Origin of the sequence: Rhizobium sp. 1399, from assembly GCF_031455475.1 — a bacterium.
GTDB lineage: Bacteria > Pseudomonadota > Alphaproteobacteria > Rhizobiales > Rhizobiaceae > Rhizobium.
Map to the genome: position 1 here is coordinate 112,888 of NZ_JAVDSU010000019.1, position 23,931 is coordinate 136,818.

Below are 23,931 nucleotides of genomic sequence, written 5' to 3' on the forward strand. Positions count from 1 at the left end.
CCTCAATCGTCTCTTGCCGCGCCTCGAGGCGTCAGGCTGCTTCGCGGAAGCGGTAACCCACACCGTAAAGCGTTTCAATCATATCAAAGTCTGTATCGACCATTTTGAACTTCTTGCGCAGCCGCTTGATGTGGCTGTCGATGGTGCGGTCATCAACATACACCTGTTCGTCATAGGCGGCATCCATCAGGGCGTCGCGACTTTTCACCACACCTGGGCGCTGTGCCAGCGAATGCAGGATCAGGAATTCGGTGACCGTGAGGGTGACTGCCTCACCCTTCCAGGTGCAGGTGTGACGTTCCTGGTCCATGACCAGCTGGCCGCGCTCGAGTGAACGGGCCTGCTGAACTGCACCCGCCTTGGGCGCGCCGGCTGTGGCAACGCCGCCGGCGGCAGCTGCCTCGCGGCTCGAGGCGCGGCGCAGCACAGCGCGCACGCGCTCAACCAGCAGACGCTGGGAGAAAGGCTTGGTGATGAAATCGTCGGCGCCCATCTTCAAGCCGAAGAGCTCGTCGATCTCCTCATCCTTGGAAGTTAGGAAGATGACCGGAATGTCCGACTTCTGGCGAAGCCGGCGAAGCAGCTCCATGCCATCCATGCGCGGCATCTTGATATCGAAGATCGCCAGCTGTGGCGGACGCGCGAGCAGTCCATCCAGCGCGGAAGCGCCGTCCGTGTAGGTCTCGACCTTATATCCTTCTGCTTCCAGTGCAATCGACACGGAAGTGAGGATGTTGCGGTCGTCGTCAACGAGCGCGATTGTCGGCATGGTGTTGGTCTCCGTCATCAGTGCGCAATCTCCCGGATTGGTCGTCCCCAGGCGGTCTTCGTGACCGGTTGCGCTTATGGAGGATAAAGGTGGAACAAATTGTGGCAAAGATAAAGGGGTAGATTGCCTACCCGTATAAGCGGCAATCGGAAGTGGTGCGACAAGTTGTTTCAACAGGCGGTCTTCAAACGATTTAAAATGGATTTCTAGAATTTAAATCGATTAAATATTTGATATCATTGTCTTTTCTAGGATTAAGGCTATTGCCATTTAAAATTTCTCCTCTTATTTTCGCACTGATTTTAACGGCCAAGGCGCCTCAGCGAAGGGAAAAGCTATGGAGATGTTCGGAGTTCATAACCAGGCAATCGAGCTGGCGACGATCGGTTTCAGCGACGTACGGAGCGTACGTTACAACCTCTCCGCCGCTCTTCTCTATGAGGAATCGATTCGCCGGGGAGAGGCCGAACTGACAGCCCAAGGCGCCCTTCGCGCGACCACCGGCCAGCACACGGGCCGCTCGCCGCGCGACAAGTTCGTCGTCCGCGATGAAAACACCGATGGCCAGATCTGGTGGGACAATAACAAGCCGATGTCGCCGGAGCATTTCGCCCTGCTGCACAAGGACATGCTCGCTCACGCCGCCGGCAAGGACCTCTTCGTGCAGGATCTTATCGGCGGTGCCGATGCCGAGCAGGCGCTGCCGACCCGCGTTGTAACCGAATTCGCCTGGCACTCGCTCTTCATCCGCAACCTGCTGATCCGCCCGAAGACCGATGCGCTCGCAGGCTTCGCACCGAAGCTGACGATCATCGACCTGCCGAGCTTCAAGGCCGATCCGGAGCGTTATGGCTGCCGTACCGAAACGGTGATCGCCTGCGATCTGACGAATGGCATCGTGCTGATCGCGGGCACCTCCTATGCCGGCGAGATGAAGAAATCGGTCTTCACCGTGCTGAACTACCTGCTGCCCGCCAAGGGCGTCATGCCGATGCACTGCTCGGCCAATGTCGGCCCCGCCGGTGATGCCGCTGTCTTCTTCGGCCTTTCGGGCACCGGCAAGACGACGCTTTCGGCCGATCCGGCCCGCACATTGATCGGCGATGACGAGCACGGCTGGGGCGAAAGCGGCATCTTCAATTTCGAAGGTGGCTGCTACGCCAAAACCATTCGCCTCTCGGCAGAGGCCGAGCCGGAAATCTATGCCACCACCCAGCGCTTCGGCACAGTGCTTGAAAACGTCGTTCTCAACGAAAGCCGCGAGCCGGATTTCGATGATGCGTCGCTGACCGAAAACACGCGCTGCGCCTATCCGATGGATTTCATTCCGAATGCATCGGAAACCGGTCTTGCGGGTCATCCGAAAACCATCATCATGCTGGCGGCTGATGCCTTCGGCGTCATGCCGCCGATCGCCAAGCTGACGCCGGATCAGGCTATGTACCACTTCCTCTCCGGCTATACCGCCAAGGTGGCCGGCACGGAAAAGGGCGTGGTGGAACCGGAGGCGACCTTCTCGACCTGCTTCGGCGCACCGTTCATGCCGCGTCATCCGGCCGAATACGGCAATCTGCTAAAGGAACTCATCGGCCGCCACGGCGTGGAATGCTGGCTCGTCAACACCGGCTGGACCGGCGGCGCTTACGGCATCGGCAAACGCATGCCGATCAAGGCAACCCGTGCACTGTTGACGGCGGCCCTTTCGGGCGAACTCGCCAAGGCCGAACTCCGCGCCGATCCGAATTTCGGCTTTGCGGTCCCGGTTGCAGTCGAAGGCGTCGACACCGGCATCCTTGATCCGCGTTCGACCTGGGCCGACAAGCCGGCCTATGACGCGCAGGCCGAAAAGCTGGTCTCCATGTTCATCGCCAACTTCGCCAAGTTCGAAGATCATGTCGACGGCAGCGTGCGCGATGCAGCACCCGGCATCAAGGTCGCTGCCGAATAATTCACCAATAAACTCTTGGCGATTCACGTGAAACCCGGCGTTCCCAGCGCCGGGTTTTCGTCGCCCTTGCGCTGGATTTCACCCGCTTTCAATTCGCAGCCATTATGCGCTAGAAGGCGGTATGGCCAGCGACGCGCTCTATATCAACGACAGGATTACCATCGCCGGATGGGAGCTGACGGAACAGTTCGTTCTGGCGGGCGGTCCGGGCGGTCAGAACGTCAACAAGGTGTCGACCGCCGTCCAACTCTTCTTCAACATCCCGAACTCGCCCTCGCTCAACGAGCGGGTCAAGGCCAATGCGATCAAGCTTGCCGGCAGGCGCATGTCGAAGGACGGCGTATTGATGATCGAGGCAAGCCGGTTCCGCAGCCAGGACCGCAACCGCGAGGATGCGCGCGAGCGGCTGAAGGAGCTGGTCCTGGAGGCCGCCAAGCCGCCACCGCCGCCGCGTAAGAAGACAAAGCCGACCAAGGGCTCGATTGAACGGCGGCTGAAGGAAAAATCCGGCCGTTCAGAAGTCAAGAAGATGCGCGGCCGGCCGGGCGGCGGAGAATGATATGCCGGAACTCCTAAGCGGCGTCCGCCATCTTCCCGAATATCTGGATCGCGCCCGTCAGGAAGCGCTAGTGGGCATTATCAGGGCTATCGTCGCTGAAGCGCCACTCTACGTGCCGGTCATGCCCGGCACCGGCAAACCTATGTCGGTCCGGATGACCAATTGCGGCTCGCTCGGCTGGGTGACCGACAAGGAACGCGGCTACCGCTACCAGCCGATGCATCCGGCGACCGGCAGGCCATGGCCGTCAATCCCTTCGGAATTGCTGGAAATCTGGAATGATCTTTCGGGCTATGACAAGCCGCCCGAAGCTTGCCTCGTCAATTTCTACTCTGATGAAGCGCGCATGGGCCTGCATCAGGATAAGGACGAGAACGACTTGAAAGCGCCAGTCGTCTCGATTTCGCTCGGCAATGCCTGCTTGTTTCGCGTGGGTGGAGTGAACCGTAACGACAAGACCATGTCGTTCAAGTTGTCGAGCGGCGATCTCGTCATTCTCGGCGGGGAGGGGCGGCTCTGCTTCCACGGCGTGGACCGCATCTACCCGGCCACCTCCACGCTTCTGAAGAACGGCGGCCGCATCAACCTAACGCTCCGCCGCGTTAATCCCTAACCCACCAAAATCCTAGAGCTTGCGCAGTGCTACCTGCTCGATCAGATGATCCTTGCCCTTGCGCAGGATGAGATCGGCGCGCGGCCGTGTCGGCAGGATGTTCTGGCGCAGGTTCTTGAGGTTAATGTTCGCCCAGAGGTCCTCTGCGATCGCGATCGCTTCCTCATCGCTGATCGATGCGTAACGGTGGAAGTAGGAATTCGGATCCCGGAAGGCCGTTTCCCTGAGCCGCATGAAGCGCGTCACATACCAGTTGTGGATCTGGGTTTCCTCGGCGTCGATATAGATCGAGAAGTCGAAGAAGTCGGACACCATCGGGACGATCTTGCCGTCAGCTGGCAGATCGCGCGATTGCAGAACATTGATGCCCTCGAAGATCAGGATGTCAGGCCGGTCGACGATCTTATATTCGTCCGGCAGCACGTCATAGACGAGGTGCGAATAGGAGGGCGCCTTCACATCCGGCAGGCCAGCCTTGATCGCTGACAGGAAACGCAGGATCGCGCCCGTGTCGTAGCTTTCCGGAAAACCCTTGCGCTGCATCAGGTTCTCGCGCTTCAGCACGGCATTGGGATAAAGGAAACCGTCCGTGGTGACGAGATCGACCTTGGGGCTCGAAGGCCACCGGCCGAGCAACTCTTTCAGGATACGCGCCGTCGTGGATTTTCCGACAGCCACCGAACCGGCAATGCCGATCACGAATGGCGTCTTTGTCACGTCCGACAGGCTGAGGAAACGGTTGCGCTGCTCGAACAGCAGCTGCGAGGATTCCACATGCGCCGAAAGCAGGCGTGAGAGCGAAAGGTAGATGCGCCTGACTTCGTCGAGGTCGATCGGGTCGCCCATGGAGCGGAGCCGTTTGACCTCATCGGCCGTCAGCGTCATCGGCGTGTCGGCACGAAACTTCGCCCACTGTTTCGATGTGAAGAAGTGATAGGGGGAAAAGGATGCACTCTGGAAGTGATCCAGCTTTTCCGCCACTCCGATAATCTGTGTCGCGATGCTCATGAATTCTGCCGGCTGGCCTTTTCCTTGAGGCCGGATTGCGCAGTCCTTCGCGCAAGTTCGGTCATGACATTCTCTAGCGGTATTTCAGCAATCTTCAATACGACCATTAGGTGATAGAGAACGTCGGCTGCTTCATAGGTGAGGTTATCGCGGTCGTTGGTGACGGCCGCCATGACAGCTTCGATCGCTTCCTCGCCGAGTTTCTTGGCTGCTTTCTGCTGCCCGCTGGCCACCAGCTTGGCGGTCCAGGATTCGTCCGGAGAGGCCCTCGCCCGTTCTTCGACGATCCGCTCAAGGTCGGAAAGGGAAAATCCGCTCATGATACTGCTTTCAAACTCAGTCGAGGCGCATCGCGATGCCGCGCTCAGACATATAGTGTTTTGCTTCGCCGACGGAATAGGTGCCGAAATGGAAGATTGACGCGGCAAGCACCGCATTGGCATGGCCTTCCTTCACACCGGCCACTAGGTCATCGAGATCGCCCACACCGCCCGACGCAATGACGGGCACACGGACGGAATCGGCAATCGCCCGCGTCAGTTCCAGATCGTAGCCGATCTTCGTGCCGTCGCGGTCCATGGAGGTGACGAGCAGTTCGCCAGCACCGCGGGCGACCATCTTCTGGGCGAATTCCACCGCATCGATGCCGGTCGCGTTGCGGCCGCCATGTGTATAGATTTCCCAGGCGCTGAGATTGTCGCCGCCGACTTTTTGCGTCAGCCGGCGCTTGGCATCGATCGACACGACGATGCACTGGTCGCCGAATTTGTCAGCCGCTTCGGCGACAAAATCCGGATTGTTGACCGCAGCCGAATTGATCGAGACCTTGTCGGCACCGCAAAGCAGCAGCTTGCGGATATCGGCAATGGTCCGCACGCCGCCGCCGACGGTGAGCGGCATGAAGCACTGCTCGGCCGTGCGTGCGACGACATCGAAGATCGTCTCGCGATTGTCCGAGGAGGCGGTGATGTCGAGGAAGCACAACTCGTCGGCACCGGCCGCATCATAGGCTTTCGCCGCCTCGACGGGATCGCCGGCATCGACCAGATTGAGGAAATTGACGCCCTTGACGACACGGCCGTCCTTGACGTCGAGGCAGGGGATCACGCGGGCTTTCAGGGTCATTATGCGGTCTCCTTTGCCCGTGCGGCCTTGATGAGATCGAGCGCCTCCTTGGGGTCGATCCGTCCATCATAAAGGGCTCGGCCGGAGATGGCGCCTTCAAGCTTGCGGGCGTCCGGCTGCAGCATGCGCTTGATGTCTTCGATCGAGGCGAGTCCACCAGATGCGATGACCGGGATGGAAACAGCGTCCGCCAGCTCCAGTGTCGATGCCCAGTTGATGCCGGTCAGGATGCCATCGCGATCGATATCAGTATAAATGATCGCGGCAACGCCGGCGCCTTCGAATTTCTTCGCAAGCTCGATAATGCCGAGTTCGGATGCTTCCGCCCAGCCTTCGACAGCCACCTTGCCACCCTTGGCGTCGATGCCGACGGCGACACGGCCCGGAAATGCCTTGCAGGCTTCGATGACGAGCGCCGGGTCACGTACCGCAATTGTACCGAGGATCACGCGACGCAGCCCGCGCGACAGCCAATTCTCGATATGCTCGAGCGTGCGGATGCCGCCGCCAAGCTGAACCGGATTTTTCGTGGCCTTGAGGATTGCCTCAACGGCGTCACCATTAGCCGAATGTCCTGCAAAGGCGCCGTCGAGATCGACCACGTGCAGCCATTCAAAACCCTGCTCTTCGAAGGATTTCGCTTGAGCGGCCGGATCGGTGTTGTAGACCGTTGCCTGTTGCATGTCGCCGAGCTTCAGGCGAACGCATTGTCCACCCTTCAGGTCGATCGCGGGAAAAAGGATCATTCGTCTCAAGTCCGTAGCGTCGTGGGCACCATCAGTGCATTCCACGCATCTACGATATCCGAACGAAAAAAGACAGCGGCAATGGCGACCGCGGCAAAAAGCACGATCAGCAGCAGGGTCACGGTGAAGGCCACCCGGACCTGGCGCCAGAAGCCGGTGCGCTTCTTCACCGACTTTTCAATATCCCGCGCCTGCCGCAGCGCCTCGCTGTTGGTGGCCATGAGCTGGATCTGCGGCTCCATGGCTTCGACATAGGTATCGGCATAGCTCGAAAGGATCTGCGAAGCGCGGTCGCGCAGCGTGCTGCGCAGATCGGCGGAGAGGTAGTTGCTTGTCACCGCCGCGATTTCCACCTCATTGGGTGAGCGGCCGGCATTGCGCTTGCGATGGCTGACAATGAAATCGCGCTTCTGGCGCTCGTAAAGTGCATAGGCAAGCAGGCCGATCAGATCATCCTCGCTTTCGATGTAGAATTCCAGCACCGCTTCGGCGAGATCGCCGGCGCTTATCTCGCCTGATCGCAACCGTGAATTCTCGTTTCCTGGAAAGGTCTCCTGCATCAGCCGCCGAGCCTCTCTTTGAGCGCTTTGGCCGCGTTCGCGAGTGCTTTGTGATGCAGAGCCTCATCCACCTGGCGGATGATCGCCCCACCGGGCAGCCTGATATCGACAAAAGGCGGTTGCCCCTCTCTGGAGGGCCGCAACCTATAGAATATCTTGCCTGATTTCCGCGAAGCCGGCATCGAGCGCGCTCCTGTAACTGCCCTTTCAATTACAGGAGAAATAAGGCGCGCGTATTAAAAGCCAGCCCTTACGGCGCCCAGCGCAGGAAATTCGCGATAAGCGCCAGCCCAAGCTTCTGGCTTTTTTCTGGGTGGAACTGGGAACCGGCCATATTGTCCCGGCCGACAAAGGCCGTCATCGGCCCGCCATAGTCGGTGGTGGCAATGACGTCGCCGGCATTTTCGGCGGCGAGATGGTAGGAGTGCACGAAATAGGCGTGCAGGCCATCTGGCCCGGTCGGGATGCCGTCGAAAAGCGGATGTTCTTGCTTCAGGTCGAGCGTGTTCCAGCCGATCTGCGGGATCTTCAGCTCCGGATCAGCAGGCGTCATCTCCACGACATCGCCTGGAATCCAGCCGAAGCCTCGGGTCGTCGTCTTCTCAAGACCGCGTGAGGACATGAGTTGCATGCCGACGCAAATGCCGAGGAAGGGACGCGCCTTCCGCTCGACGCCTTCGAGCAGAGCTTCCGTCATGCCGGGCACGGCATCGAGCCCGCGACGGCAATCGGCATAGGCGCCGACGCCCGGCAGCACGATACGGTCGGCAGCGGCAACGATCTCCGCCTTGTCCGTCAGATTGATCTCCGCCTCGATGCCGGCTTCACGGGCTGCGCGCTCGAAAGCCTTGGTGGCCGAGCGCAGATTGCCAGAGCCGTAATCGATAATTGCGACGCGCATTATTTGCGTCCTCCATCAAAACCGAAGAGACCGAGGGAAGTGGAATGGCTCTGCCGCGCCTGCGGGCCGGAAGCCTGGTTCCATTCGGGCGCTTTCAGAGCGGCGCCGGTCTCGATATTGGAAAAATAGATCTCTTCCGCAAGGTCGATTGAGGAAGCGCCAATCGCGGCCTCCTCGCGCCAGCCTCGGGAGGCGAGATTGCGAATGCGGAAATTCTGTCCTTCGAAGCCGACGAACAGGTTGACCGCGAAGGCGAGGGCCATGCCCGCCGGTCCAAAGCCCGATTGCTCTGCCAACACGCTGCCGATCGCCTGTAGTGCGAAGGCGACGATCGCATGAAGCCAGAGGCGATGCGCAAGCAGCCAGATCCAGGGAAAGAGGAAGGCAAGCCACGAGAAACCATCGCGGACCGTGCGTGTGTCCTCGCGCTGACCATCGGGCGGAACAAGAAAAACGTAGCTGGATGCCATCTGACGCTCCCTGCTGGGGCTCAGACGAGCGTGCCCTTCGTCGAGGGAACACGGCCCGCCTGTCTCGGATCGATCTCTGTCGCCGTACGCAAGACGCGGGCAACGGCCTTGAAGCATGTCTCTGCAATATGGTGGTTGTTGGCACCATAGTGGTTGAGAATATGCAGGGTGATCCCGGCATTTTGCGCAAGCGCATGGAAGAACTCGCGCACGAGTTCGGTATCGAAAGTACCGATTTTCGGCGCGCCGAACGAGACGTTCCAGACGAGGAAGGGACGGCCGGAGAGATCGACTGCCGCCTTCGTCATCGTCTCGTCCATGGCGAGATCGATCGAGGCGTAACGCGTGATGCCGCGGCGGTCGCCGAGCGCCTTCGAAATCGCCTGGCCGATTGCGATGCCGGTATCCTCGACCGTGTGATGGTCGTCGATATGCAGATCACCCTTGGCCTCGATTTCCATGTCGATCAGCGAATGTCGCGAAAGCTGTTCCAGCATATGGTCGAAGAAGCCGACGCCCGTCGAAATCGTCGATTTGCCGGTGCCGTCGAGATTGACGGAAACGGAAATGGAGGTCTCGTTGGTCTTGCGGGAAACGCTACCCGTGCGGCTTGCTGCGGTCTCGGCCATATGGCTTTCTCCTTGAAATCAAGGTGGTTCCTTATCAGGCGCATTGCGAAATATCCAGAAGCGCGAGGGCAGAAAAGGCAGGCCATTTGCAATCGCGGCGGACCCTCTTACATAGGGTTGGACAGGGCCGATGTTCGGCCCGCTGTAACCGCCCGCGAGTTGGGGCAACAGGTGTTTGATGACGACAATTATTACAGTTCGAAAAGGCGGCAAGGTCGTGGTGGCCGGCGATGGCCAGGTCAGCCTCGGCCAGACCGTCATGAAGGGCAATGCCCGCAAGGTCCGCCGCATCGGCAAGGGCGAAGTGATCGCCGGTTTCGCTGGTGCGACGGCCGACGCCTTCACGCTTCTGGAAAGGCTCGAGAAGAAACTGGAGCAATATCCGGGTCAGCTGATGCGCGCCGCCGTCGAGCTCGCCAAGGACTGGCGTACTGACCGTTACTTGCGCAATCTCGAAGCCATGATGCTTGTCGCCGACAAGTCGGTGACGCTTGCCATTACCGGTAATGGCGATGTGCTGGAACCTGAGCATGGCGTTATGGCCATCGGTTCGGGTGGTAATTTCGCGCTTGCCGCGGCTCTCGCGCTGGCCGACACAGACAAGTCCGCCGAAGAGATTGCCCGCCGCTCGCTCGATATTGCTGCCGACATCTGCGTGTATACGAACCACAACGTCATCGTGGAAACGCTGGATGTCGAAGGCTGACAGCGTACCCCGATATACATTCCGCGATGTCACCGACGGAGATTTCCCGCTTCTGGTGCGCTGGCTCGGTGAGCCGCATATTGCGGAATGGTGGCGCGCTGTCGACAAGGAGCTTGCTTCGATCAGGGAGTCTATGACGAGCGTGGAAACACGGCCGATGATCGTGGAGCTGGATGGAGCGCCGATTGCGTATCTCCAGAGTTACGATCCGCATCTTGAAGAGGGCCATCCTTATCAGGATCAGCCGAAAGGCACGCTTGGACTGGATATTTCGATCGGCGATGCGGATTTGCTGGGCAAGGGTCATGGCAGCACGATTGTCAGGCAGATGGCTGCCGAACTTTTCGCTGCCGGCGCGACGCGGATCGTGATCGATCCCGACCCGGCGAATGCAAGAGCGATCCGTGCTTACGAAAAGGCAGGCTTCCGGCATTTCGACACGAGAACATCCATATATGGTCCAGCCCATTTCATGGTTATGGACCCACCCGAAGAAACGGATCTGATATGACTACTTTTTCTCCCCGCGAGATCGTTTCCGAGCTCGACCGCTATATTATCGGCCAACATGAGGCCAAGCGCGCCGTGGCGATCGCGCTCCGTAACCGCTGGCGCCGTCATCAGCTCGATCCGAGCCTGCGCGATGAAGTCATGCCGAAGAATATCCTGATGATCGGCCCGACCGGCGTCGGCAAGACGGAAATCTCCCGTCGCCTCGCCAAGCTCGCCGGAGCGCCTTTCATCAAGGTCGAAGCCACGAAGTTCACCGAGGTCGGTTATGTCGGCCGCGATGTCGAGCAGATCATTCGCGATCTCGTCGAAGTCGGCATCGGCCTGGTGCGTGAAAAGAAGCGCGCCGAGGTTCAGGCCAAGGCCCATATGAGCGCCGAGGAGCGCGTTCTCGATGCGCTGGTCGGTGCGACGGCCTCGCCCGCGACCCGTGAAAGCTTCCGCAAGAAGCTGCGCAATGGCGAACTCGACGATAAGGAAATCGATATCGAAGTGGCCGATACCGGCTCCGGCATGGGCGGCTTCGATATCCCCGGCATGCCGGGCGCCAATATCGGTGTGCTGAACCTGTCGGAAATGTTCGGCAAGGCGATGGGCGGCCGCACCAAGAAGGTGCGCACCACGGTGAAGGCCTCCTACACAGACCTGGTCCGCGACGAGTCCGATAAACTTATCGACAACGAAGTCATCCAGCGCGAAGCTGTGCGCTCGGTTGAAAATGACGGCATTGTCTTCCTCGACGAAATCGACAAGATCGCGGCCCGCGATGGCGGTGTTGGCGCCGGCGTTTCCCGCGAAGGCGTCCAGCGCGACCTGCTGCCGCTCGTCGAAGGCACGACGGTTTCCACCAAATACGGCCCGGTGAAGACGGATCACATCCTCTTCATCGCCTCCGGCGCCTTCCATGTTTCCAAGCCGTCGGATCTGCTGCCGGAATTGCAGGGCCGCTTGCCGATCCGCGTCGAGCTTCGTCCGCTGAACAAGGAAGACTTCCGCCGCATCTTGACGGAAACCGAGGCAAGCCTCATTCGCCAGTACAAGGCGCTGATGGAAACCGAAAGCCTGACGCTCGATTTCACCGATGACGCGATCGATGCCCTCGCCGATGTCGCCGTCCATCTGAACTCCTCCGTCGAAAATATCGGCGCGCGCCGCCTGCAGACGGTCATGGAGCGGGTGCTGGACGACATCTCCTATAACGCACCGGACCGCGCCGGCACGGATGTGAAGATCGATGCCGCTTACGTACGCGAGCATGTCGGCGATCTCGCGCAGAATACCGACCTGTCGCGCTTCATCCTGTGATCGGGAAACGTCGTTTCCTGTCTTTGCGCAGGTAATGCAAAAACTTTGACGATCTGAACTCTCGACAGCAGGCCTTTTACTTTTTAGTGAAAGGCCTGCTTTGTTTTTTGTACGGCTTTATTCGGACAAGATTCTGGTCCAGTCAGCCGCCACGAAGACGACAGGGAAAGACGGGAAAGCAGATCGTGCGACGCCTTTTGACAAGCCTTGTGATTGCCATGACCATTGCGGGCTCGGTTCCTGCGCTCGCGGCGCAGGCTGTTCCGCCGGGCAACCGTCATGCCGAGCAGCCGGATATTCCAGGCGCTTCGGTCCGCCGCACCAAGGGCACCAAGACGACCTTCGATATCAAATATGAGAAGGTGTACGACCTCCTGTCGACCGATCACGAGCTCCTGGGCAAGATCAAGAAGGTCTCAAACGCTTACGGCATCAATCCCATTCATGTGATAGGCGCGATCGTCGGCGAACATACTTATAATGTCGATGCCTATGACCGCCTGCAGGCCTACTATGTGAAGGCCGCTTCCTATGCCGGTGAGAGCTTCCGCTTTGCCTATGATGGCGAGAGCGTCGACGATTTCGTCGACCGGCCGCAATTTGCCGCCTGCAACAGCAAAAGCGATTCTTACACACTCTGGACCTGCCGCGAGGATGTCTGGGAAAGCGATTTCCGTGGAAAGACCGTTGGTGGCAAGAGCTTCCCGAACAACCGCTTCAGCGCCGTCTTCTTTCAGCCCTTCTATGCAGGCCAGACCTTCGGCCTTGGCCAGGTCAACCCGCTGACGGCGTTGATGCTGTCTGATCTCGTATCCCGCGTTTCCGGTTATCCGAGGCTGAACGAGAAGAATGCCGGTTCGGTCTACAAGGCAATCATGGACCCAGACATCTCACTCGCCTTCGTCGCCGCCTCGATCCGCAGATCGATCGATGACTACAAGGAGATCGCCGGTATGGATATCTCCGGCAATCCGGGAGTGACAGCCACACTTTATAATGTCGGCAATTCCCGCCAGCGCGCCGCAGCGCTTGCCGCCAAGAATCGCTCCTCCGGCGCGACGGTCTGGCCGGAAGAGAATTATTATGGCTGGCTGATCAACGACAAACTGGACGAGCTCAAGGGCCTGCTCTAACCTTCAGGCCTGCCGGGAAGACGATTTTTCCCGTGAAAGGCTTTGCTCATGGACATGCGTCCGGACCCCTTCGTTCCGCCGGCACCGCTGCCGCGCACCGTGCCGCCGTCTCGGCTGGAGATCATCAGGACGATTTTCCGCAATCCGCTCGAGCTCTGGGGCGAGCCGTCCTATACGCTGCCCTGGATCCGCACCAATTTCTTCGGCCAGAGGACGTTGATCGTCAACGATCCCGGCCTCATCAAACATGTGCTGGTCGACAATGCCAACAATTACCGCATGTCCGATGTCCGGCAGCTTGTGCTGCGTCCGATCCTTCGCGACGGACTTCTGACTGCGGAAGGCCCTGTCTGGAAACGCTCGCGCAAGGCTATCGCCCCTGTCTTCACCCCGCGGCATGCACGCGGCTTTGCCAGCCAGATGCTGCGCCAGTCGGAAGACTACGCCCGCAAATATGCCGATGTCGGCGAGGCCGGCGCAATTTTTGATATCAGCACCGACATGACGGAACTGACCTTCGCCGTTCTTGCAGATACGTTGTTTTCCGGTGAGATCGTCACATCGAGCGGCCACTTCGCCGACGATGTCAACGAGCTGCTGCATCGCATGGGCCGCGTCGATCCGATGGATCTGCTGCGTGCGCCATCCTGGGTTCCACGTGTGACACGCATCGGCGGCCAGAAGGTCCTTGAGAAATTCCGTGCCATCGTCCGCAACACCATGGATATGCGGCTCGCCAAGATGAAGGCCGACCGCAGCACGGCGCCGAACGATTTCCTGACCCTGCTGCTGGAGCAGGCCGGTCCCGATGGCCTGACGAAGGAGGAGATCGAGGACAATATCCTGACCTTCATCGGTGCGGGCCACGAGACAACCGCCCGCGCGCTCGCCTGGACGCTCTATTGCGTATCGAACAGCCCGCATATCCGCGAGGCAATGGAAGAGGAGATCGACAGGGTCCTCGCGTCAGGCGCAGAACCGGTCGAATGGCCGGATCTGATGCCGCGGACCCGCGCCGCCTTCGAGGAGGCACTCCGCCTTTATCCGCCAGCTCCTTCGATCAATCGCGCTGCCATTGCAGATGATTCCTGGACCAGCCCCAAGGGCGAGCGTGTCGAGATCGAGGCCGGCGTCACCGTGCTCGTTATGCCCTGGACGCTGCATCGCCACGAGCTCCATTGGGATCGGCCGCGCGCCTACATGCCGGAACGATTCCTACCGGAAAACCGTGCTTCCATCGGCCGTTTCCAGTTCCTGCCGTTCGGCGCCGGTCCGCGCGTCTGCATCGGCGCCACCTTTGCGCTTCAGGAAGCGGTTATCGCGCTGGCCGTGCTGATGCAGCACCACCGTTTCGATTCGACCGATCAGACGAATCCCTGGCCGGTGCAGAAGCTGACGACGCAGCCGCAAAACGGCCTTCCGATGCGCGTGACTCGCCGGACTGTTTCCAAGCCTACATAAATCTTTCGAATTGTTGCTGAATTGACTGTGAATGAAAGCCGGGCAAAGTGGCAGCATGAAAAAAGCTGCCACTGCAAGGGAGACACCGCATGAGCCGCATTGAAAAGAATGGTCTCTTCATCGAAGCCGTCCTTCATGATTTCCTCGTGAAGGAGGCGTTGCCGGGCCTCGCAATCGATGCGGACAAGTTCTTCGCCGACTTCTCGGCGATCGTGCATGATCTGGCGCCGAAGAACCGCGCGCTGCTTTTGAAGCGCGACCAGCTGCAGGCAAAGATCGACGACTGGTATCGCCGGAACGGCGCACCGACGGATATGGACGCCTATCAGTCCTTCCTGAAAGAGATCGGCTATCTCCTGCCGGAGGGGCCGGATTTTCAGGTTTCGACTGCCAATGTCGATGCCGAGATCGCCTCTCTTGCCGGCCCGCAGCTCGTCGTTCCCGTCATGAACGCCCGCTACGCGTTGAATGCCGCCAATGCTCGCTGGGGTTCGCTCTATGACGCGCTCTATGGCACCGATGCCATCCCGGAAACGGACGGTGCCGAAAAGGGCAGGGGCTACAACCCCAAGCGCGGCGAAAGGGTCATCGCCTGGGTGCGCAATTTCCTCGATTCCGCCGTTCCCCTTAATGGCAGCTCCTGGAAGAATGTCGGCTCCTTCGCGGTCAAGAATGGTGCTCTGGCGATTACGGCCGTCGATGGCAAAGCTCTCGCCTTGAAGGGTATCGGGCATTTCGCCGGCTATCGCGGCGATGCGAACATGCCGACCCATATTCTCCTGAAAAATAACGGCATCCATATCGAAATCGTGCTCGATGCCTCGACCCCAATCGGCAAAACAGATCCGGCCCATATCTCCGACGTCTGGCTGGAATCGGCAATCACCACGATCATGGACTGCGAAGATTCAATTGCGGCCGTCGATGCCGAGGACAAGGTCGTCGTCTACCGCAATTGGCTCGGCCTCATGAAGGGCGACCTGCAGGAAGAAGTGGCCAAGGCCGGTTGGACATTCGTTCGCAAGCTCAACCCGGATATCGCCTACGCGGCGCCCGGGGGACAGAGCTTCGAATTGCATCGCCGCTCGCTGATGCTGGTGCGTAATGTCGGCCACCTGATGACCAATCCGGCGATCGTCGATCGCGATGGCAACGAGGTTCCGGAAGGCATCATGGATGCCGTAATTACCGGCTTGATTGCGCTCTACGATGTCGGCCCGTCCGGACGCCGCAAGAATTCGCGTGCCGGCTCCATGTATGTCGTCAAGCCGAAGATGCATGGCCCCGAAGAGGTCGCCTTCGCAGTCGAGATCTTCTCACGCGTTGAAGACGCCCTCGGCATGGCGCGCAACACCGTGAAGATGGGTATCATGGACGAGGAGCGCCGCACGACGGTCAATCTCAAGGAATGTATCCGGGCTGCCCGCGAACGGGTCGTCTTCATCAACACGGGCTTCCTCGATCGCACAGGCGATGAAATCCACACTTCTATGGAAGCCGGCCCGATGATCCGCAAAGGCGACATGAAACAGGCCGCCTGGATTGGAGCCTACGAAAACTGGAATGTCGATATCGGCCTCGAATGCGGCCTCTCCGGCCACGCGCAGATCGGCAAGGGCATGTGGGCGATGCCCGATCTGATGGCCGCAATGCTGGAGCAGAAGATCGCCCATCCGAAGGCTGGGGCTAACACCGCCTGGGTGCCGTCGCCGACGGCCGCTACTCTGCATGCCACGCATTATCACCAGGTCAATGTCGCAAAGGTGCAGGAAGGCCTGAAGGATCGCACCCGTGCCAAGCTCTCCGATATTCTCTCGGTGCCTGTCGTTGTACGGCCGAACTGGACGCCGGAAGAAATCCAGCGCGAACTCGACAACAATGCACAGGGCATTCTGGGTTACGTCGTGCGCTGGGTCGACCAGGGCATCGGCTGCTCCAAGGTGCCTGACATCAACAATGTCGGCCTCATGGAAGACCGTGCGACACTGCGGATTTCCGCCCAGCACATGGCGAACTGGCTGCACCACAAGATCGTTACGAAGGAGCAGATCGTCGAAACGATGAAGCGTATGGCCGCCGTCGTCGATCAGCAGAATGCCGGTGACTCAGCCTACATCCAGATGGCCGGAAATTTCGACGATTCGATCGCCTTCCAGGCAGCACTCGATCTGGTCCTGAAGGGCAGGGAGCAACCGAACGGCTACACCGAGCCGGTCCTGCATCGCCGCCGCATCGAGCTCAAGGCAAAGCAGACCGCCTAAGCCTGAGCATGCCAGATACAAAAAGGCCGCTGGACTCAAAAGTCCGGCGGCCTTTTTTATACCGAATTCAGCTTTTAGCTTACTGGATAACGATGACCTTGGAGGTGGTCTTGCCCGGACGGACGCGGCTGTAGAGATCGATGACGTCCTGGTTCATCAGGCGGATGCAGCCAGAAGAAGCGGCGGTGCCGATCGATGCCCATTCGGGGGTGCCATGCAGGCGGAAGAGCGTGTCCTGGCCCTTCTCGTTGAAGAGGTACATGGCGCGTGCGCCGAGCGGGTTGGTGAGGCCTGGACCCATGCCGTCTTCGACGTACTTGGCGATTTCAGGACGACGGACGGCCATTTCCTTCGGTGGGTGCCAGTTTGGCCATTCCTGCTTCCAGGCGACATAGGCCGTGCCGGACCATGCGAAGCCCTGCTTGCCGACGCCGATCCCGTAGCGGACGGCCTTGCCGTTGGGCAGGATATAATAGAGGTGACGCTCGCGCGTGTTGACGATGATCGTGCCCGGACGCTCGTCGCTCTGGTAGCTGACGATCTGCCGGCGGAATTCCGGCTTGACGCGGTCGATCGGAATTGCCGGCAGGGAGTATCCGGCATCCGACGTTACACCATAGGCGTCATTGAAGATTTGTGCCGTCTGAACGGTCGGACCTGCGCCCTTGTCATCGACGGACGCGGATTCGGACGTCGTGGAGCAGCCGGCCAGTACCAGGGTCGCCAGCAGGCCAAATACAGGGAATGCATTGCGGATGCGCATGGATGACTCGTGAAGGTTTTGGGGCAAGAGAGGATAGTCTTTCGACCATCGTTGCTTATGGTTTATTTTCGATTAACTTTGCCTTTGCAAGGCTGCTGCGGTGCGACAAAATCCATCTGCGCCGCAAATTAGAAGCGCATGGCTTTTTTGCAACAATGACCAAGGCCCCCTGACACTTATCCATGACGATTTTGAGCGTTTACAATAACAATCCGTTAATCGATGGCCGGCAATCGGACAGGGCCATGATGGTGCGCCGTGGCATGCAGATTTTGCTTCACGATATGCGCCACGCAGTGCTGCCGGAACTGCCTCTGGCGAGCGGCCGCCGGGCCGATTTGATTACCATCTCTGAAAAGGGAGAGGTCTGGATCATCGAGATCAAGACGTCGATCGAGGACTTCAAGGTCGATCGCAAATGGCCGGATTACCGTCTGCATTGCGACCGGCTATTCTTTGCAACACACAAGGATGTGCCCGTCGATATATTTCCGGAGGAGTGCGGCCTTTTTCTTTCAGATGGTTACGGGGCGCACATGCTGCGCGAGGCACCTGAACACCGCCTGCCGCCGGCGACCCGTAAGGCCGTAACGCTCAACTTTTCACGCGCAGCCGCGCAGCGGCTGATGATGGCCGAATGGGCAAACGGCAAGCCGTTCAACGTTGATGATGTCTGACTATTTCGGTGCGCGTTTGGCGAGGATGCGTTGTAGCGTGCGGCGGTGCATGTTGAGCCGGCGTGCCGTCTCGGACACGTTGCGCTCACACATTTCGTAGACACGCTGGATATGCTCCCAGCGCACGCGATCCGCCGACATGGGGTTTTCCGGCAGTTCCGCCTTTTCCCCGGGCCGTTGCGTCAGCGCCGCAAACACGTCATCGGCATCAGCAGGTTTCGCCAGGTAATCCACAGCCCCGAGCTTCACGGCGGTCACCGCAGTGGCAATATTGCCGTAGCCCGTCAGCACGATGATTCGCGTGTCGTCGCGACGCTGGCGAATCGCCTCGATGACATCGAGACCGTTGCCGTCGCCGAGCCGCAAGTCGACCACCGCATATTTCGGCGGCCGGCCCTTGGACTTTGCCACACCTTCCGCCACCGATTCGGCCGTTTCCACATGAAAGCCGCGTGCCTCCATGGCCCGTGCCAAGCGACGCAGAAAGGGGCCGTCGTCATCGACGATCAGCAGGCTCGGGTCAGGCCCGATATGCTCCTCGTTGGAGCCGGCGGAAATCTCATGGTTCTGATCTGTCATCGCTACGGTCCCGGCGGTTGAATGTCCGAATGCGTCAACCGCTTATATTCTGTTTATGCCCACAAAGTCATTTTGTCGAATTTGCGTCTATCAATACGCGCGGCCATTCGATTCGAATGCGAGCGCCGGCATTTTCCGGATCACGGTTTTCGAAAATCAAAGATGCGCCGGAGCGCTCCAGCAGCGTTTTGGCGATGAAAAGCCCCAGTCCCAGGCCTCCAGCCGTATCTTCCCTCTGCCGTTTGGTGACATAGGGCTCGCCGATCCGCGTCAGAATATCGGGCGCGTAGCCGTTGCCGTCGTCCTCGATGACGATGAGCACCTTTTCGTGATCGTGCTCGACCATGACCGTCACCTTCTCCCGCGCATAGTCGACAGCGTTCTCGACGAGGTTGCCGAGCCCGTACATGATGCCGGCATTGCGGTCGGTAACAGGCTCGCCCCTGCGCGGGCTCTTCTCTATCAATTCCAGCTTGATGCCGAATTCGCGATGTGGCGCCACGATTTCCTCCATCATCGAGGAAAGGGGTAGCCGCCGCAGATGCGCCTCGCCCTCGGCAGAGAGCGTCGTCAGCCGGCGAAGGATGTCGCGGCAACGCTCGCTCTGGCTGCGCAGAAGCTGCACATCCTCGCGGAACCGGTCATCATTCTTGAGCTCGCGCTCCATCTCCTTGGCAACGACGCTGATCGTGGCAAGCGGTGTGCCGAGCTCATGCGCAGCAGCGGCTGCAAGCCCGTCGAGCTGGGAAAGATGCTTTTCCCGCTGCAGCACCAGCTCTGTCGCTGCCAGCGCGTCGGCAAGCTGGCTTGCTTCCATCGACACCCGATAGGCATAGAAGGCGGCAAAGGCCATGGTCGAAGCAATTGAACACCAGACGCCGAACTGCATGACATTGTGGACGTTGATTTCCATCCCGTCGAACCATGGGAGCGGAAAGGGCGAGAAGGCAAGCACGGTAATGCAGACCATCGCAAAGCCGATCAATGCTGTGCTGTAGCGGATCGGCTGTGAGGCGAAGGAAATGATGACGGGAACGCAGACCAGTGCCGCAAAGGGATTGGCAAGGCCGCCAGTAATGAAGAGCAGCGCGCAGAGCTGCAGAAGGTCGAAACCCAAAAGCGCGAAAGCGGCACGCGGCTCAAGCCGGTGAGTCGGCGGATAGCGTATCGTCAGATAGAAATTCACCCCGGCGAGTGCCGCAATCAGCGAGCAGCTGGCAACCAGCGGCAGCGGGAATTTCAACAGGAATGCAACGATGAAGACTGTTACTGCCTGGCCGGTGACGGCCAGCCATCGCAATCGCACCAAAGTCTGCAGGCGTAGCCGGCGACTGCTTAGCCTGTCTTCCCGTGTCTGGATTTCGGTCTTCTCAATCACGCCACACTCCTACAGCATCGTCCGAAAATCGGAATCGATTTCGGAAAGCTTGATGCGTAGATTCAAAGAGTTAGAGCGTCCGTTGCGCGTCCGAATGAACGCACGGCACTCCAACGCCGCGGATTATGTACCACGGGGCTTTGCCCTTGTCGTCGGCACCGCTTCATCAGGCTTTTCCGGCCAGGGATGTCTTGGATAGCGCCCTCGCATATCCGCGCGCACATCCTTCCACGAGCCGGCCCAGAAACCCGGCAGGTCGCGGGTCGTTTGAATCGGCCTGTGGGCCGGCGAAGTGAGCTCCAGCAGCAGAGGCAATCGTCCGCCGGCGACCGCCGGATGCTGCTTGAGACCGAAGAGCTCTTGTACCCGGATCGTCAGCGTCGGTTCTTCGCCGTCGTATTGGATCGGATGGCGTTGCCCTGTCGGTGCCTCGAAATGCGTTGGTGCAAGCCGTGCGAGATCGCGCTGCAGGTCGTGTGGCACAAGTGCCATCAGTCCGTTGGAGAGCCCGGAGGCGGAAATATCCGAAAGCCCTCGCGCGTCCATCTGGAAAGGGATGAACCAGTCTTCCATGCGGTCAAGCAGTGCTTCGTCGCTCATATCGGGCCATGGTTCACCGATCATCCGGTGCAGGAAGCCGATCCGCTCCCGAAGCTGCAGAGCTTCCTTGGAAAAGGGAAGTTGATCGAGCCCCAGCTCCTGCAATCCTTGCGCAAACGCCCGTACCACCGCCTCGCCCGAGGGGCGTGGAAGCGGCGCTTCCTCGAAAACGATCGCGCCGAGTCTTGTGGCCCGGCGTGCCCGCACGTGCCGGCTCTGCCTATCGAAAAAGGTCTGATCGTCCGTCCGGATTTCGCCCGGCAGCTCGGCTTCGATGTCGGCGCGGGAGACGTCCGCTGCCGCCAGAATTCTCCCCTGCGCGGCCCGACCCGTCAGATCGGCGATTACGAGCATCTGGCTGCCGGCCAGCCGCTCGGTCTCCGCAAGCTCGGCGCCTCGGCCGTTCGCCATGACATACCGCCCGCGCGCGCCGCGCTGAAGCGCGATTCGATCCGGGAATGCATGCAGCAGAAGCCTTCCTGCAAGCACAGGTTCAGCGCTCGAAACCCTGTTGAAACCTTCTGAGAGCCTTCCTGCGAGCCGTCTCGCAGCCTCGGCCCTTTCGCCTTTTTCACCTTTGAACCGTCGCAGACGCTCTTCCAGATCGACGCTAGTGCCGCCGAGCCCCTGCTCGGTCAGCAGCACGGATACCAGCGCCGCATCCTTGGCATGACCCGATTCGCCAGCCGAAACCACCATGGCAGCCAGCCGCGGCGGCAGGGCGAGGCCGCGCATCACCTTCCCTCGCGCCGTCAACGCGCCGTCTTTGTCCAGCGCCCCAAGCTGCGCCAATAGCGCGCGTGCTTCCTTGATTGTCGTCTCCGGCGGTTGATCGACAAAAGCGAGCGATTTCGTATCCTGAACGCCCCAATGGGCGAGATCGAGCACGAGACCGGAAAGATCGCTCGAAAGAATCTGTGGTGGTGTGAAGGCCGGAAGTGCCGCCGTCTGGCCCTGATGCCACAGGCGGATCGCGATGCCAGGTTCTGTCCTTCCCGCGCGGCCGGCACGCTGATCGGCCGAAGCGCGCGACACCCGCACGGTTTCCAACCGCGTGATGCCCGTCGATGCCTCGAAGACCGGCAGTCGCTGCAGTCCGCTGTCGATCACGATCCGCACGCCGTCGATGGTGATCGAAGTTTCGGCAATAGAGGTCGCAAGCACGATTTTGCGCGTGCCAGGTGCCGCAGGGCGGATCGCCGCATCCTGCTCCTTCTGGCTGAGATTGCCATAGAGCGGTGCAATCAGCGTCTCGGCGCCGAACCGCCCCTCGAGCCGCTCTGCTGTCCGGGTGATCTCCGCCTGGCCAGGGAGGAAGGCGAGAATCGATCCGGATTCGCTCGCATGAAAACTGATGATCGCCCGCGCCATCGCGTCTTCAATGCGCTCGCCGCCCGGCCGGTCCTGATAACGGATATCAATCGGGAAGCTTCGCCCCGTACTCTCGATAACAGGCGGATGATCAAGCAGTGCAGCGACCCGTTCGACATCGAGCGTGGCCGACATCACAAGGATACGCAGGTCCTCGCGAAGCGCCGATTGAACGTCGAGCGCCAGCGCGAGGCCGAAATCGGCATCCAGCGACCGCTCGTGGAATTCGTCGAAGATGACGGTGGAGACTCCGGAGAGTTCGGGATCATCGAGAATCATGCGGGCGAAGACGCCCTCGGTGACAACCTCGATCCGCGTCCTGGCCGATATCCTGTTATCCAGGCGCATGCGGTAACCAACCGTTTCGCCCAGCTGCTCGCCAAGCAGGGACGCCATGCGGCCTGCCGCGGCGCGCGCCGCCAGCCGGCGGGGCTCCAGCAGGATGATCTTCCCGTCGTCGCGCCAGGCCTGGCCAAGCAGATGAAGCGGTACCAGCGTCGTCTTGCCGGCGCCTGGGGGAGCCGAAAGCACGGCTCGCTTCTCCTTGCCAAGCGCCGCGCTAATATCAGGCAGCACAGGCGAAACCGGAAGCTCCGGCAAAGAAGGCGTCGTCCTCACTTTCGGCCCGTCACCATTTCATAGGCAAGGATGGCCGCGGCCAGATCCTCGAGCGCTGCGCCGACGGATTTGAAGAGGGTAATTTCTTGTGCATCTTTCCGCCCGTCACAGGCGCCTGATATCAGCTCTGCGAGTTCACCGCGTATATCGCTCTCTTTCAGCAGCCCGCTCCTCAAAGGTTGGACGATGTCGCCGCCTTCGCTCAGCGCACCTGCCCTCGTGTCAACATAGACGGCGGCGCGCAGTACGGCCGCATCGTCGCTCTCCCGCATGCTGGGCTTAAAGGCGCCAACCAGATCGAGATGGGCGCCGGGTTTCAGCCATTCGCCTCGAACAAGTGGCTCACTGGAGAGTGTCGCACAGGAAATGATATCGGCTGTTCTTGCAGCCGCTTCAATATCGCTCACCGCCTCGGCCCGTAGCCCAAGAGCCCGCGCTTCCGCCGCAGCCTTCCGCGCTGCCTCGCTATTGCGCCCCCAGATACGGTAGCGCCGGATCGACCGGACTGTCCCGTGTGCTTGCATGAGGTTAAGTGAAAGCCGGCCGGTGCCGCAGACCAGCATTTCCTCTGCATCCGTGCGGGAAAGATAGCGCGATGCCAAGGCCGAGGTCGCTGCCGTCCGCCGCGCCGTCAATTCTCCGCCCTCTATAACGGCCAGCATCTGCCCGGTTGCCGCAGAAGAAAGCAGATAGCTTCCGAAGATCGCTGGCAGGCTGCGGCGAACATTGCCGGGAAACACCGAAACCGTCTTGATGCCCGTATATTGTCCGGGAAGCCATGCAGGCATGAGCAGCAGGGTGGCATTCTCTTCTCCCGGAACCTCCATGTCGTGATGATGGCGGACGGGCATGACGCAATCACTGCGAAACATCGCCTCGATCGCATCGATGAGCTGCGCCCAAGGCAGCGCTGACCGCGTCTGATCTTCATCGAGGACAAGCATTCCGAACTCCCAAAGGCATGGATATATCCGTATCAAACTACCGATTGGGACGGTTGAGGCAAGCGCCCTGGAAATCGCCGGCGCGTCTGTCGATATATAGGCAGCGCGCGAAGCCGACATTGATTGGCAGGAATCGGCCGAAACGGGCTGATTTGACCGGGAAATTCCTCCCTTCGACCGAAGGCGAGAAAACTGCAAGCAAAATCAACCTGTTACAAAAATGTCAAAAAAGTTGGATGAGTAGTGTTGACTGTTTCGATGTGTGAGGATTATAAGCCCACTCACTGAACGAGGGCG

26 protein-coding genes are annotated in these 23,931 nt (G+C 59.9%); 11 read left to right on the plus strand and 15 right to left on the minus strand.

Annotated features, from left to right (window positions below):
- Positions 1-31: 31 nt before the first annotated feature.
- A complete protein-coding gene (locus J2X71_RS35310) occupies positions 32-769 on the minus strand; it encodes a response regulator transcription factor (RefSeq protein WP_197067551.1) in 738 nt (245 codons plus the stop codon).
- A gap of 337 nt (positions 770-1,106) precedes the next feature.
- Between J2X71_RS35310 and J2X71_RS35315 the strand changes: the two genes are divergently transcribed.
- The 3 genes from J2X71_RS35315 to J2X71_RS35325 all read left to right on the plus strand — a co-directional run bounded on the left by J2X71_RS35315 (position 1,107) and on the right by J2X71_RS35325 (position 3,889).
- Positions 1,107-2,717 (plus strand): phosphoenolpyruvate carboxykinase, encoded by a 1,611-nt coding sequence (locus tag J2X71_RS35315; protein ID WP_310389849.1) that lies wholly within the window; start codon positions 1,107-1,109, stop codon positions 2,715-2,717.
- A gap of 121 nt (positions 2,718-2,838) precedes the next feature.
- Positions 2,839-3,276, plus strand: a complete 438-nt coding sequence (gene arfB, locus J2X71_RS35320; protein ID WP_310389852.1) for an alternative ribosome rescue aminoacyl-tRNA hydrolase ArfB — start codon at positions 2,839-2,841, stop codon at positions 3,274-3,276.
- Between the two features lies 1 nt (position 3,277).
- Complete coding sequence (locus J2X71_RS35325; RefSeq protein ID WP_310389854.1) at positions 3,278-3,889, plus strand: alpha-ketoglutarate-dependent dioxygenase AlkB; 612 nt, start codon at positions 3,278-3,280, stop codon at positions 3,887-3,889.
- 12 nt (positions 3,890-3,901) lie between these two features.
- On the opposite strand, the gene coaA is transcribed toward J2X71_RS35325, so the two are convergent.
- The 9 genes from coaA to hisB all read right to left on the minus strand — a co-directional run bounded on the left by coaA (position 3,902) and on the right by hisB (position 9,328).
- The gene (coaA, locus tag J2X71_RS35330; protein ID WP_310389856.1) at positions 3,902-4,897 is read right to left on the minus strand and encodes a type I pantothenate kinase; all 996 of its coding nucleotides are present in this window, start codon (positions 4,895-4,897) and stop codon (positions 3,902-3,904) included.
- Positions 4,894-5,217 (minus strand): phosphoribosyl-ATP diphosphatase, encoded by a 324-nt coding sequence (locus J2X71_RS35335; RefSeq protein WP_310389858.1) that lies wholly within the window; start codon positions 5,215-5,217, stop codon positions 4,894-4,896. Before J2X71_RS35335 ends, coaA begins: the two co-directional genes overlap by 4 nt.
- A 16-nt stretch (positions 5,218-5,233) precedes the next feature.
- Complete coding sequence (hisF, locus tag J2X71_RS35340) at positions 5,234-6,022, minus strand: imidazole glycerol phosphate synthase subunit HisF (RefSeq protein WP_113183711.1); 789 nt, start codon at positions 6,020-6,022, stop codon at positions 5,234-5,236.
- Positions 6,022-6,768, minus strand: coding sequence for a 1-(5-phosphoribosyl)-5-[(5-phosphoribosylamino)methylideneamino]imidazole-4-carboxamide isomerase (gene hisA, locus J2X71_RS35345; protein ID WP_310389861.1), 747 nt, complete (start codon positions 6,766-6,768; stop codon positions 6,022-6,024). Before hisA ends, hisF begins: the two co-directional genes overlap by 1 nt.
- Positions 6,769-6,773: 5 nt before the next feature.
- On the minus strand, positions 6,774-7,328 hold the full coding sequence (locus J2X71_RS35350; RefSeq protein WP_113322136.1) for a hypothetical protein: 555 nt from the start codon (positions 7,326-7,328) through the stop codon (positions 6,774-6,776).
- Positions 7,328-7,510 carry a hypothetical protein gene (locus tag J2X71_RS35355; RefSeq protein WP_113322135.1) on the minus strand — a complete coding sequence of 61 codons (183 nt, stop codon included), beginning with the start codon at positions 7,508-7,510 and terminating at the stop codon, positions 7,328-7,330. The genes J2X71_RS35350 and J2X71_RS35355 overlap by 1 nt, the downstream gene beginning before the upstream one ends.
- A gap of 68 nt (positions 7,511-7,578) precedes the next feature.
- Positions 7,579-8,229 carry an imidazole glycerol phosphate synthase subunit HisH gene (gene hisH, locus J2X71_RS35360; RefSeq protein ID WP_310389863.1) on the minus strand — a complete coding sequence of 217 codons (651 nt, stop codon included), beginning with the start codon at positions 8,227-8,229 and terminating at the stop codon, positions 7,579-7,581.
- Positions 8,229-8,699: a DUF2628 domain-containing protein gene (locus J2X71_RS35365; RefSeq protein ID WP_310389865.1), complete on the minus strand. Its 471-nt coding sequence runs from the start codon at positions 8,697-8,699 to the stop codon at positions 8,229-8,231. Before J2X71_RS35365 ends, hisH begins: the two co-directional genes overlap by 1 nt.
- Positions 8,700-8,719: 20 nt before the next feature.
- The gene (hisB, locus tag J2X71_RS35370) at positions 8,720-9,328 is read right to left on the minus strand and encodes an imidazoleglycerol-phosphate dehydratase HisB (protein WP_310389867.1); all 609 of its coding nucleotides are present in this window, start codon (positions 9,326-9,328) and stop codon (positions 8,720-8,722) included.
- Between the two features lie 178 nt (positions 9,329-9,506).
- On the opposite strand from hisB, the gene hslV reads away from it, so the two are divergent.
- The 6 genes from hslV (at position 9,507) to J2X71_RS35400 (ending at position 16,704) form a co-directional block, all read left to right on the plus strand.
- On the plus strand, positions 9,507-10,034 hold the full coding sequence (hslV, locus tag J2X71_RS35375) for an ATP-dependent protease subunit HslV (RefSeq protein ID WP_113322131.1): 528 nt from the start codon (positions 9,507-9,509) through the stop codon (positions 10,032-10,034).
- On the plus strand, positions 10,021-10,545 hold the full coding sequence (locus tag J2X71_RS35380) for a GNAT family N-acetyltransferase (RefSeq protein ID WP_310389869.1): 525 nt from the start codon (positions 10,021-10,023) through the stop codon (positions 10,543-10,545). Before hslV ends, J2X71_RS35380 begins: the two co-directional genes overlap by 14 nt.
- Positions 10,542-11,849 carry an ATP-dependent protease ATPase subunit HslU gene (hslU, locus tag J2X71_RS35385; protein ID WP_113183717.1) on the plus strand — a complete coding sequence of 436 codons (1,308 nt, stop codon included), beginning with the start codon at positions 10,542-10,544 and terminating at the stop codon, positions 11,847-11,849. Before J2X71_RS35380 ends, hslU begins: the two co-directional genes overlap by 4 nt.
- Positions 11,850-12,034: 185 nt before the next feature.
- Positions 12,035-12,982: a DUF1402 family protein gene (locus J2X71_RS35390; RefSeq protein WP_310389871.1), complete on the plus strand. Its 948-nt coding sequence runs from the start codon at positions 12,035-12,037 to the stop codon at positions 12,980-12,982.
- 48 nt (positions 12,983-13,030) lie between these two features.
- A complete protein-coding gene (locus J2X71_RS35395) occupies positions 13,031-14,443 on the plus strand; it encodes a cytochrome P450 (RefSeq protein ID WP_310389873.1) in 1,413 nt (470 codons plus the stop codon).
- A gap of 89 nt (positions 14,444-14,532) precedes the next feature.
- Positions 14,533-16,704, plus strand: coding sequence for a malate synthase G (locus J2X71_RS35400; RefSeq protein ID WP_310389875.1), 2,172 nt, complete (start codon positions 14,533-14,535; stop codon positions 16,702-16,704).
- Between the two features lie 79 nt (positions 16,705-16,783).
- Here J2X71_RS35400 and J2X71_RS35405 read toward each other — a convergent pair whose 3' ends face one another.
- Entirely contained in the window at positions 16,784-17,467 is a 684-nt protein-coding gene (locus tag J2X71_RS35405; RefSeq protein ID WP_310389877.1) for a L,D-transpeptidase, read from the minus strand.
- Between the two features lie 2 nt (positions 17,468-17,469).
- On the opposite strand from J2X71_RS35405, the gene J2X71_RS35410 reads away from it, so the two are divergent.
- Positions 17,470-17,640, plus strand: coding sequence for a hypothetical protein (locus tag J2X71_RS35410; protein WP_162747990.1), 171 nt, complete (start codon positions 17,470-17,472; stop codon positions 17,638-17,640).
- A gap of 9 nt (positions 17,641-17,649) precedes the next feature.
- A complete protein-coding gene (locus J2X71_RS35415) occupies positions 17,650-18,144 on the plus strand; it encodes an MmcB family DNA repair protein (RefSeq protein WP_037070647.1) in 495 nt (164 codons plus the stop codon).
- Here J2X71_RS35415 and J2X71_RS35420 read toward each other — a convergent pair whose 3' ends face one another.
- The 4 genes from J2X71_RS35420 to J2X71_RS35435 all read right to left on the minus strand — a co-directional run bounded on the left by J2X71_RS35420 (position 18,145) and on the right by J2X71_RS35435 (position 23,634).
- On the minus strand, positions 18,145-18,723 hold the full coding sequence (locus J2X71_RS35420) for an ActR/PrrA/RegA family redox response regulator transcription factor (RefSeq protein ID WP_025670009.1): 579 nt from the start codon (positions 18,721-18,723) through the stop codon (positions 18,145-18,147).
- 67 nt (positions 18,724-18,790) lie between these two features.
- Positions 18,791-20,101 (minus strand): ActS/PrrB/RegB family redox-sensitive histidine kinase, encoded by a 1,311-nt coding sequence (locus J2X71_RS35425; RefSeq protein ID WP_310389880.1) that lies wholly within the window; start codon positions 20,099-20,101, stop codon positions 18,791-18,793.
- Between the two features lie 123 nt (positions 20,102-20,224).
- Positions 20,225-22,690: an ATP-dependent helicase HrpB gene (gene hrpB / locus J2X71_RS35430; RefSeq protein WP_310389882.1), complete on the minus strand. Its 2,466-nt coding sequence runs from the start codon at positions 22,688-22,690 to the stop codon at positions 20,225-20,227.
- Complete coding sequence (locus J2X71_RS35435) at positions 22,687-23,634, minus strand: ornithine cyclodeaminase family protein (RefSeq protein ID WP_310389884.1); 948 nt, start codon at positions 23,632-23,634, stop codon at positions 22,687-22,689. Before J2X71_RS35435 ends, hrpB begins: the two co-directional genes overlap by 4 nt.
- Between the last annotated feature and the right edge of the window lie 297 nt (positions 23,635-23,931).

What these genes read in the sequence shown, in the direction of transcription:
- J2X71_RS35310 (WP_197067551.1), bottom strand. Translation starts at nt 769, where the DNA reads ATGCCGACAATCGCGCTCGTTGACGACGACCGCAACATCCTCACTTCC.
- J2X71_RS35315 (WP_310389849.1), top strand. Translation starts at nt 1,107, where the DNA reads ATGGAGATGTTCGGAGTTCATAACCAGGCAATCGAGCTGGCGACGATC.
- arfB (WP_310389852.1), top strand. Translation starts at nt 2,839, where the DNA reads ATGGCCAGCGACGCGCTCTATATCAACGACAGGATTACCATCGCCGGA.
- J2X71_RS35325 (WP_310389854.1), top strand. Translation starts at nt 3,278, where the DNA reads ATGCCGGAACTCCTAAGCGGCGTCCGCCATCTTCCCGAATATCTGGAT.
- coaA (WP_310389856.1), bottom strand. Translation starts at nt 4,897, where the DNA reads ATGAGCATCGCGACACAGATTATCGGAGTGGCGGAAAAGCTGGATCAC.
- J2X71_RS35335 (WP_310389858.1), bottom strand. Translation starts at nt 5,217, where the DNA reads ATGAGCGGATTTTCCCTTTCCGACCTTGAGCGGATCGTCGAAGAACGG.
- hisF (WP_113183711.1), bottom strand. Translation starts at nt 6,022, where the DNA reads ATGACCCTGAAAGCCCGCGTGATCCCCTGCCTCGACGTCAAGGACGGC.
- hisA (WP_310389861.1), bottom strand. Translation starts at nt 6,768, where the DNA reads ATGATCCTTTTTCCCGCGATCGACCTGAAGGGTGGACAATGCGTTCGC.
- J2X71_RS35350 (WP_113322136.1), bottom strand. Translation starts at nt 7,328, where the DNA reads ATGCAGGAGACCTTTCCAGGAAACGAGAATTCACGGTTGCGATCAGGC.
- J2X71_RS35355 (WP_113322135.1), bottom strand. Translation starts at nt 7,510, where the DNA reads ATGCCGGCTTCGCGGAAATCAGGCAAGATATTCTATAGGTTGCGGCCC.
- hisH (WP_310389863.1), bottom strand. Translation starts at nt 8,229, where the DNA reads ATGCGCGTCGCAATTATCGATTACGGCTCTGGCAATCTGCGCTCGGCC.
- J2X71_RS35365 (WP_310389865.1), bottom strand. Translation starts at nt 8,699, where the DNA reads ATGGCATCCAGCTACGTTTTTCTTGTTCCGCCCGATGGTCAGCGCGAG.
- hisB (WP_310389867.1), bottom strand. Translation starts at nt 9,328, where the DNA reads ATGGCCGAGACCGCAGCAAGCCGCACGGGTAGCGTTTCCCGCAAGACC.
- hslV (WP_113322131.1), top strand. Translation starts at nt 9,507, where the DNA reads ATGACGACAATTATTACAGTTCGAAAAGGCGGCAAGGTCGTGGTGGCC.
- J2X71_RS35380 (WP_310389869.1), top strand. Translation starts at nt 10,021, where the DNA reads ATGTCGAAGGCTGACAGCGTACCCCGATATACATTCCGCGATGTCACC.
- hslU (WP_113183717.1), top strand. Translation starts at nt 10,542, where the DNA reads ATGACTACTTTTTCTCCCCGCGAGATCGTTTCCGAGCTCGACCGCTAT.
- J2X71_RS35395 (WP_310389873.1), top strand. Translation starts at nt 13,031, where the DNA reads ATGGACATGCGTCCGGACCCCTTCGTTCCGCCGGCACCGCTGCCGCGC.
- J2X71_RS35400 (WP_310389875.1), top strand. Translation starts at nt 14,533, where the DNA reads ATGAGCCGCATTGAAAAGAATGGTCTCTTCATCGAAGCCGTCCTTCAT.
- J2X71_RS35405 (WP_310389877.1), bottom strand. Translation starts at nt 17,467, where the DNA reads ATGCGCATCCGCAATGCATTCCCTGTATTTGGCCTGCTGGCGACCCTG.
- J2X71_RS35410 (WP_162747990.1), top strand. Translation starts at nt 17,470, where the DNA reads ATGACTCGTGAAGGTTTTGGGGCAAGAGAGGATAGTCTTTCGACCATC.
- J2X71_RS35415 (WP_037070647.1), top strand. Translation starts at nt 17,650, where the DNA reads ATGACGATTTTGAGCGTTTACAATAACAATCCGTTAATCGATGGCCGG.
- J2X71_RS35420 (WP_025670009.1), bottom strand. Translation starts at nt 18,723, where the DNA reads ATGACAGATCAGAACCATGAGATTTCCGCCGGCTCCAACGAGGAGCAT.
- J2X71_RS35435 (WP_310389884.1), bottom strand. Translation starts at nt 23,634, where the DNA reads ATGCTTGTCCTCGATGAAGATCAGACGCGGTCAGCGCTGCCTTGGGCG.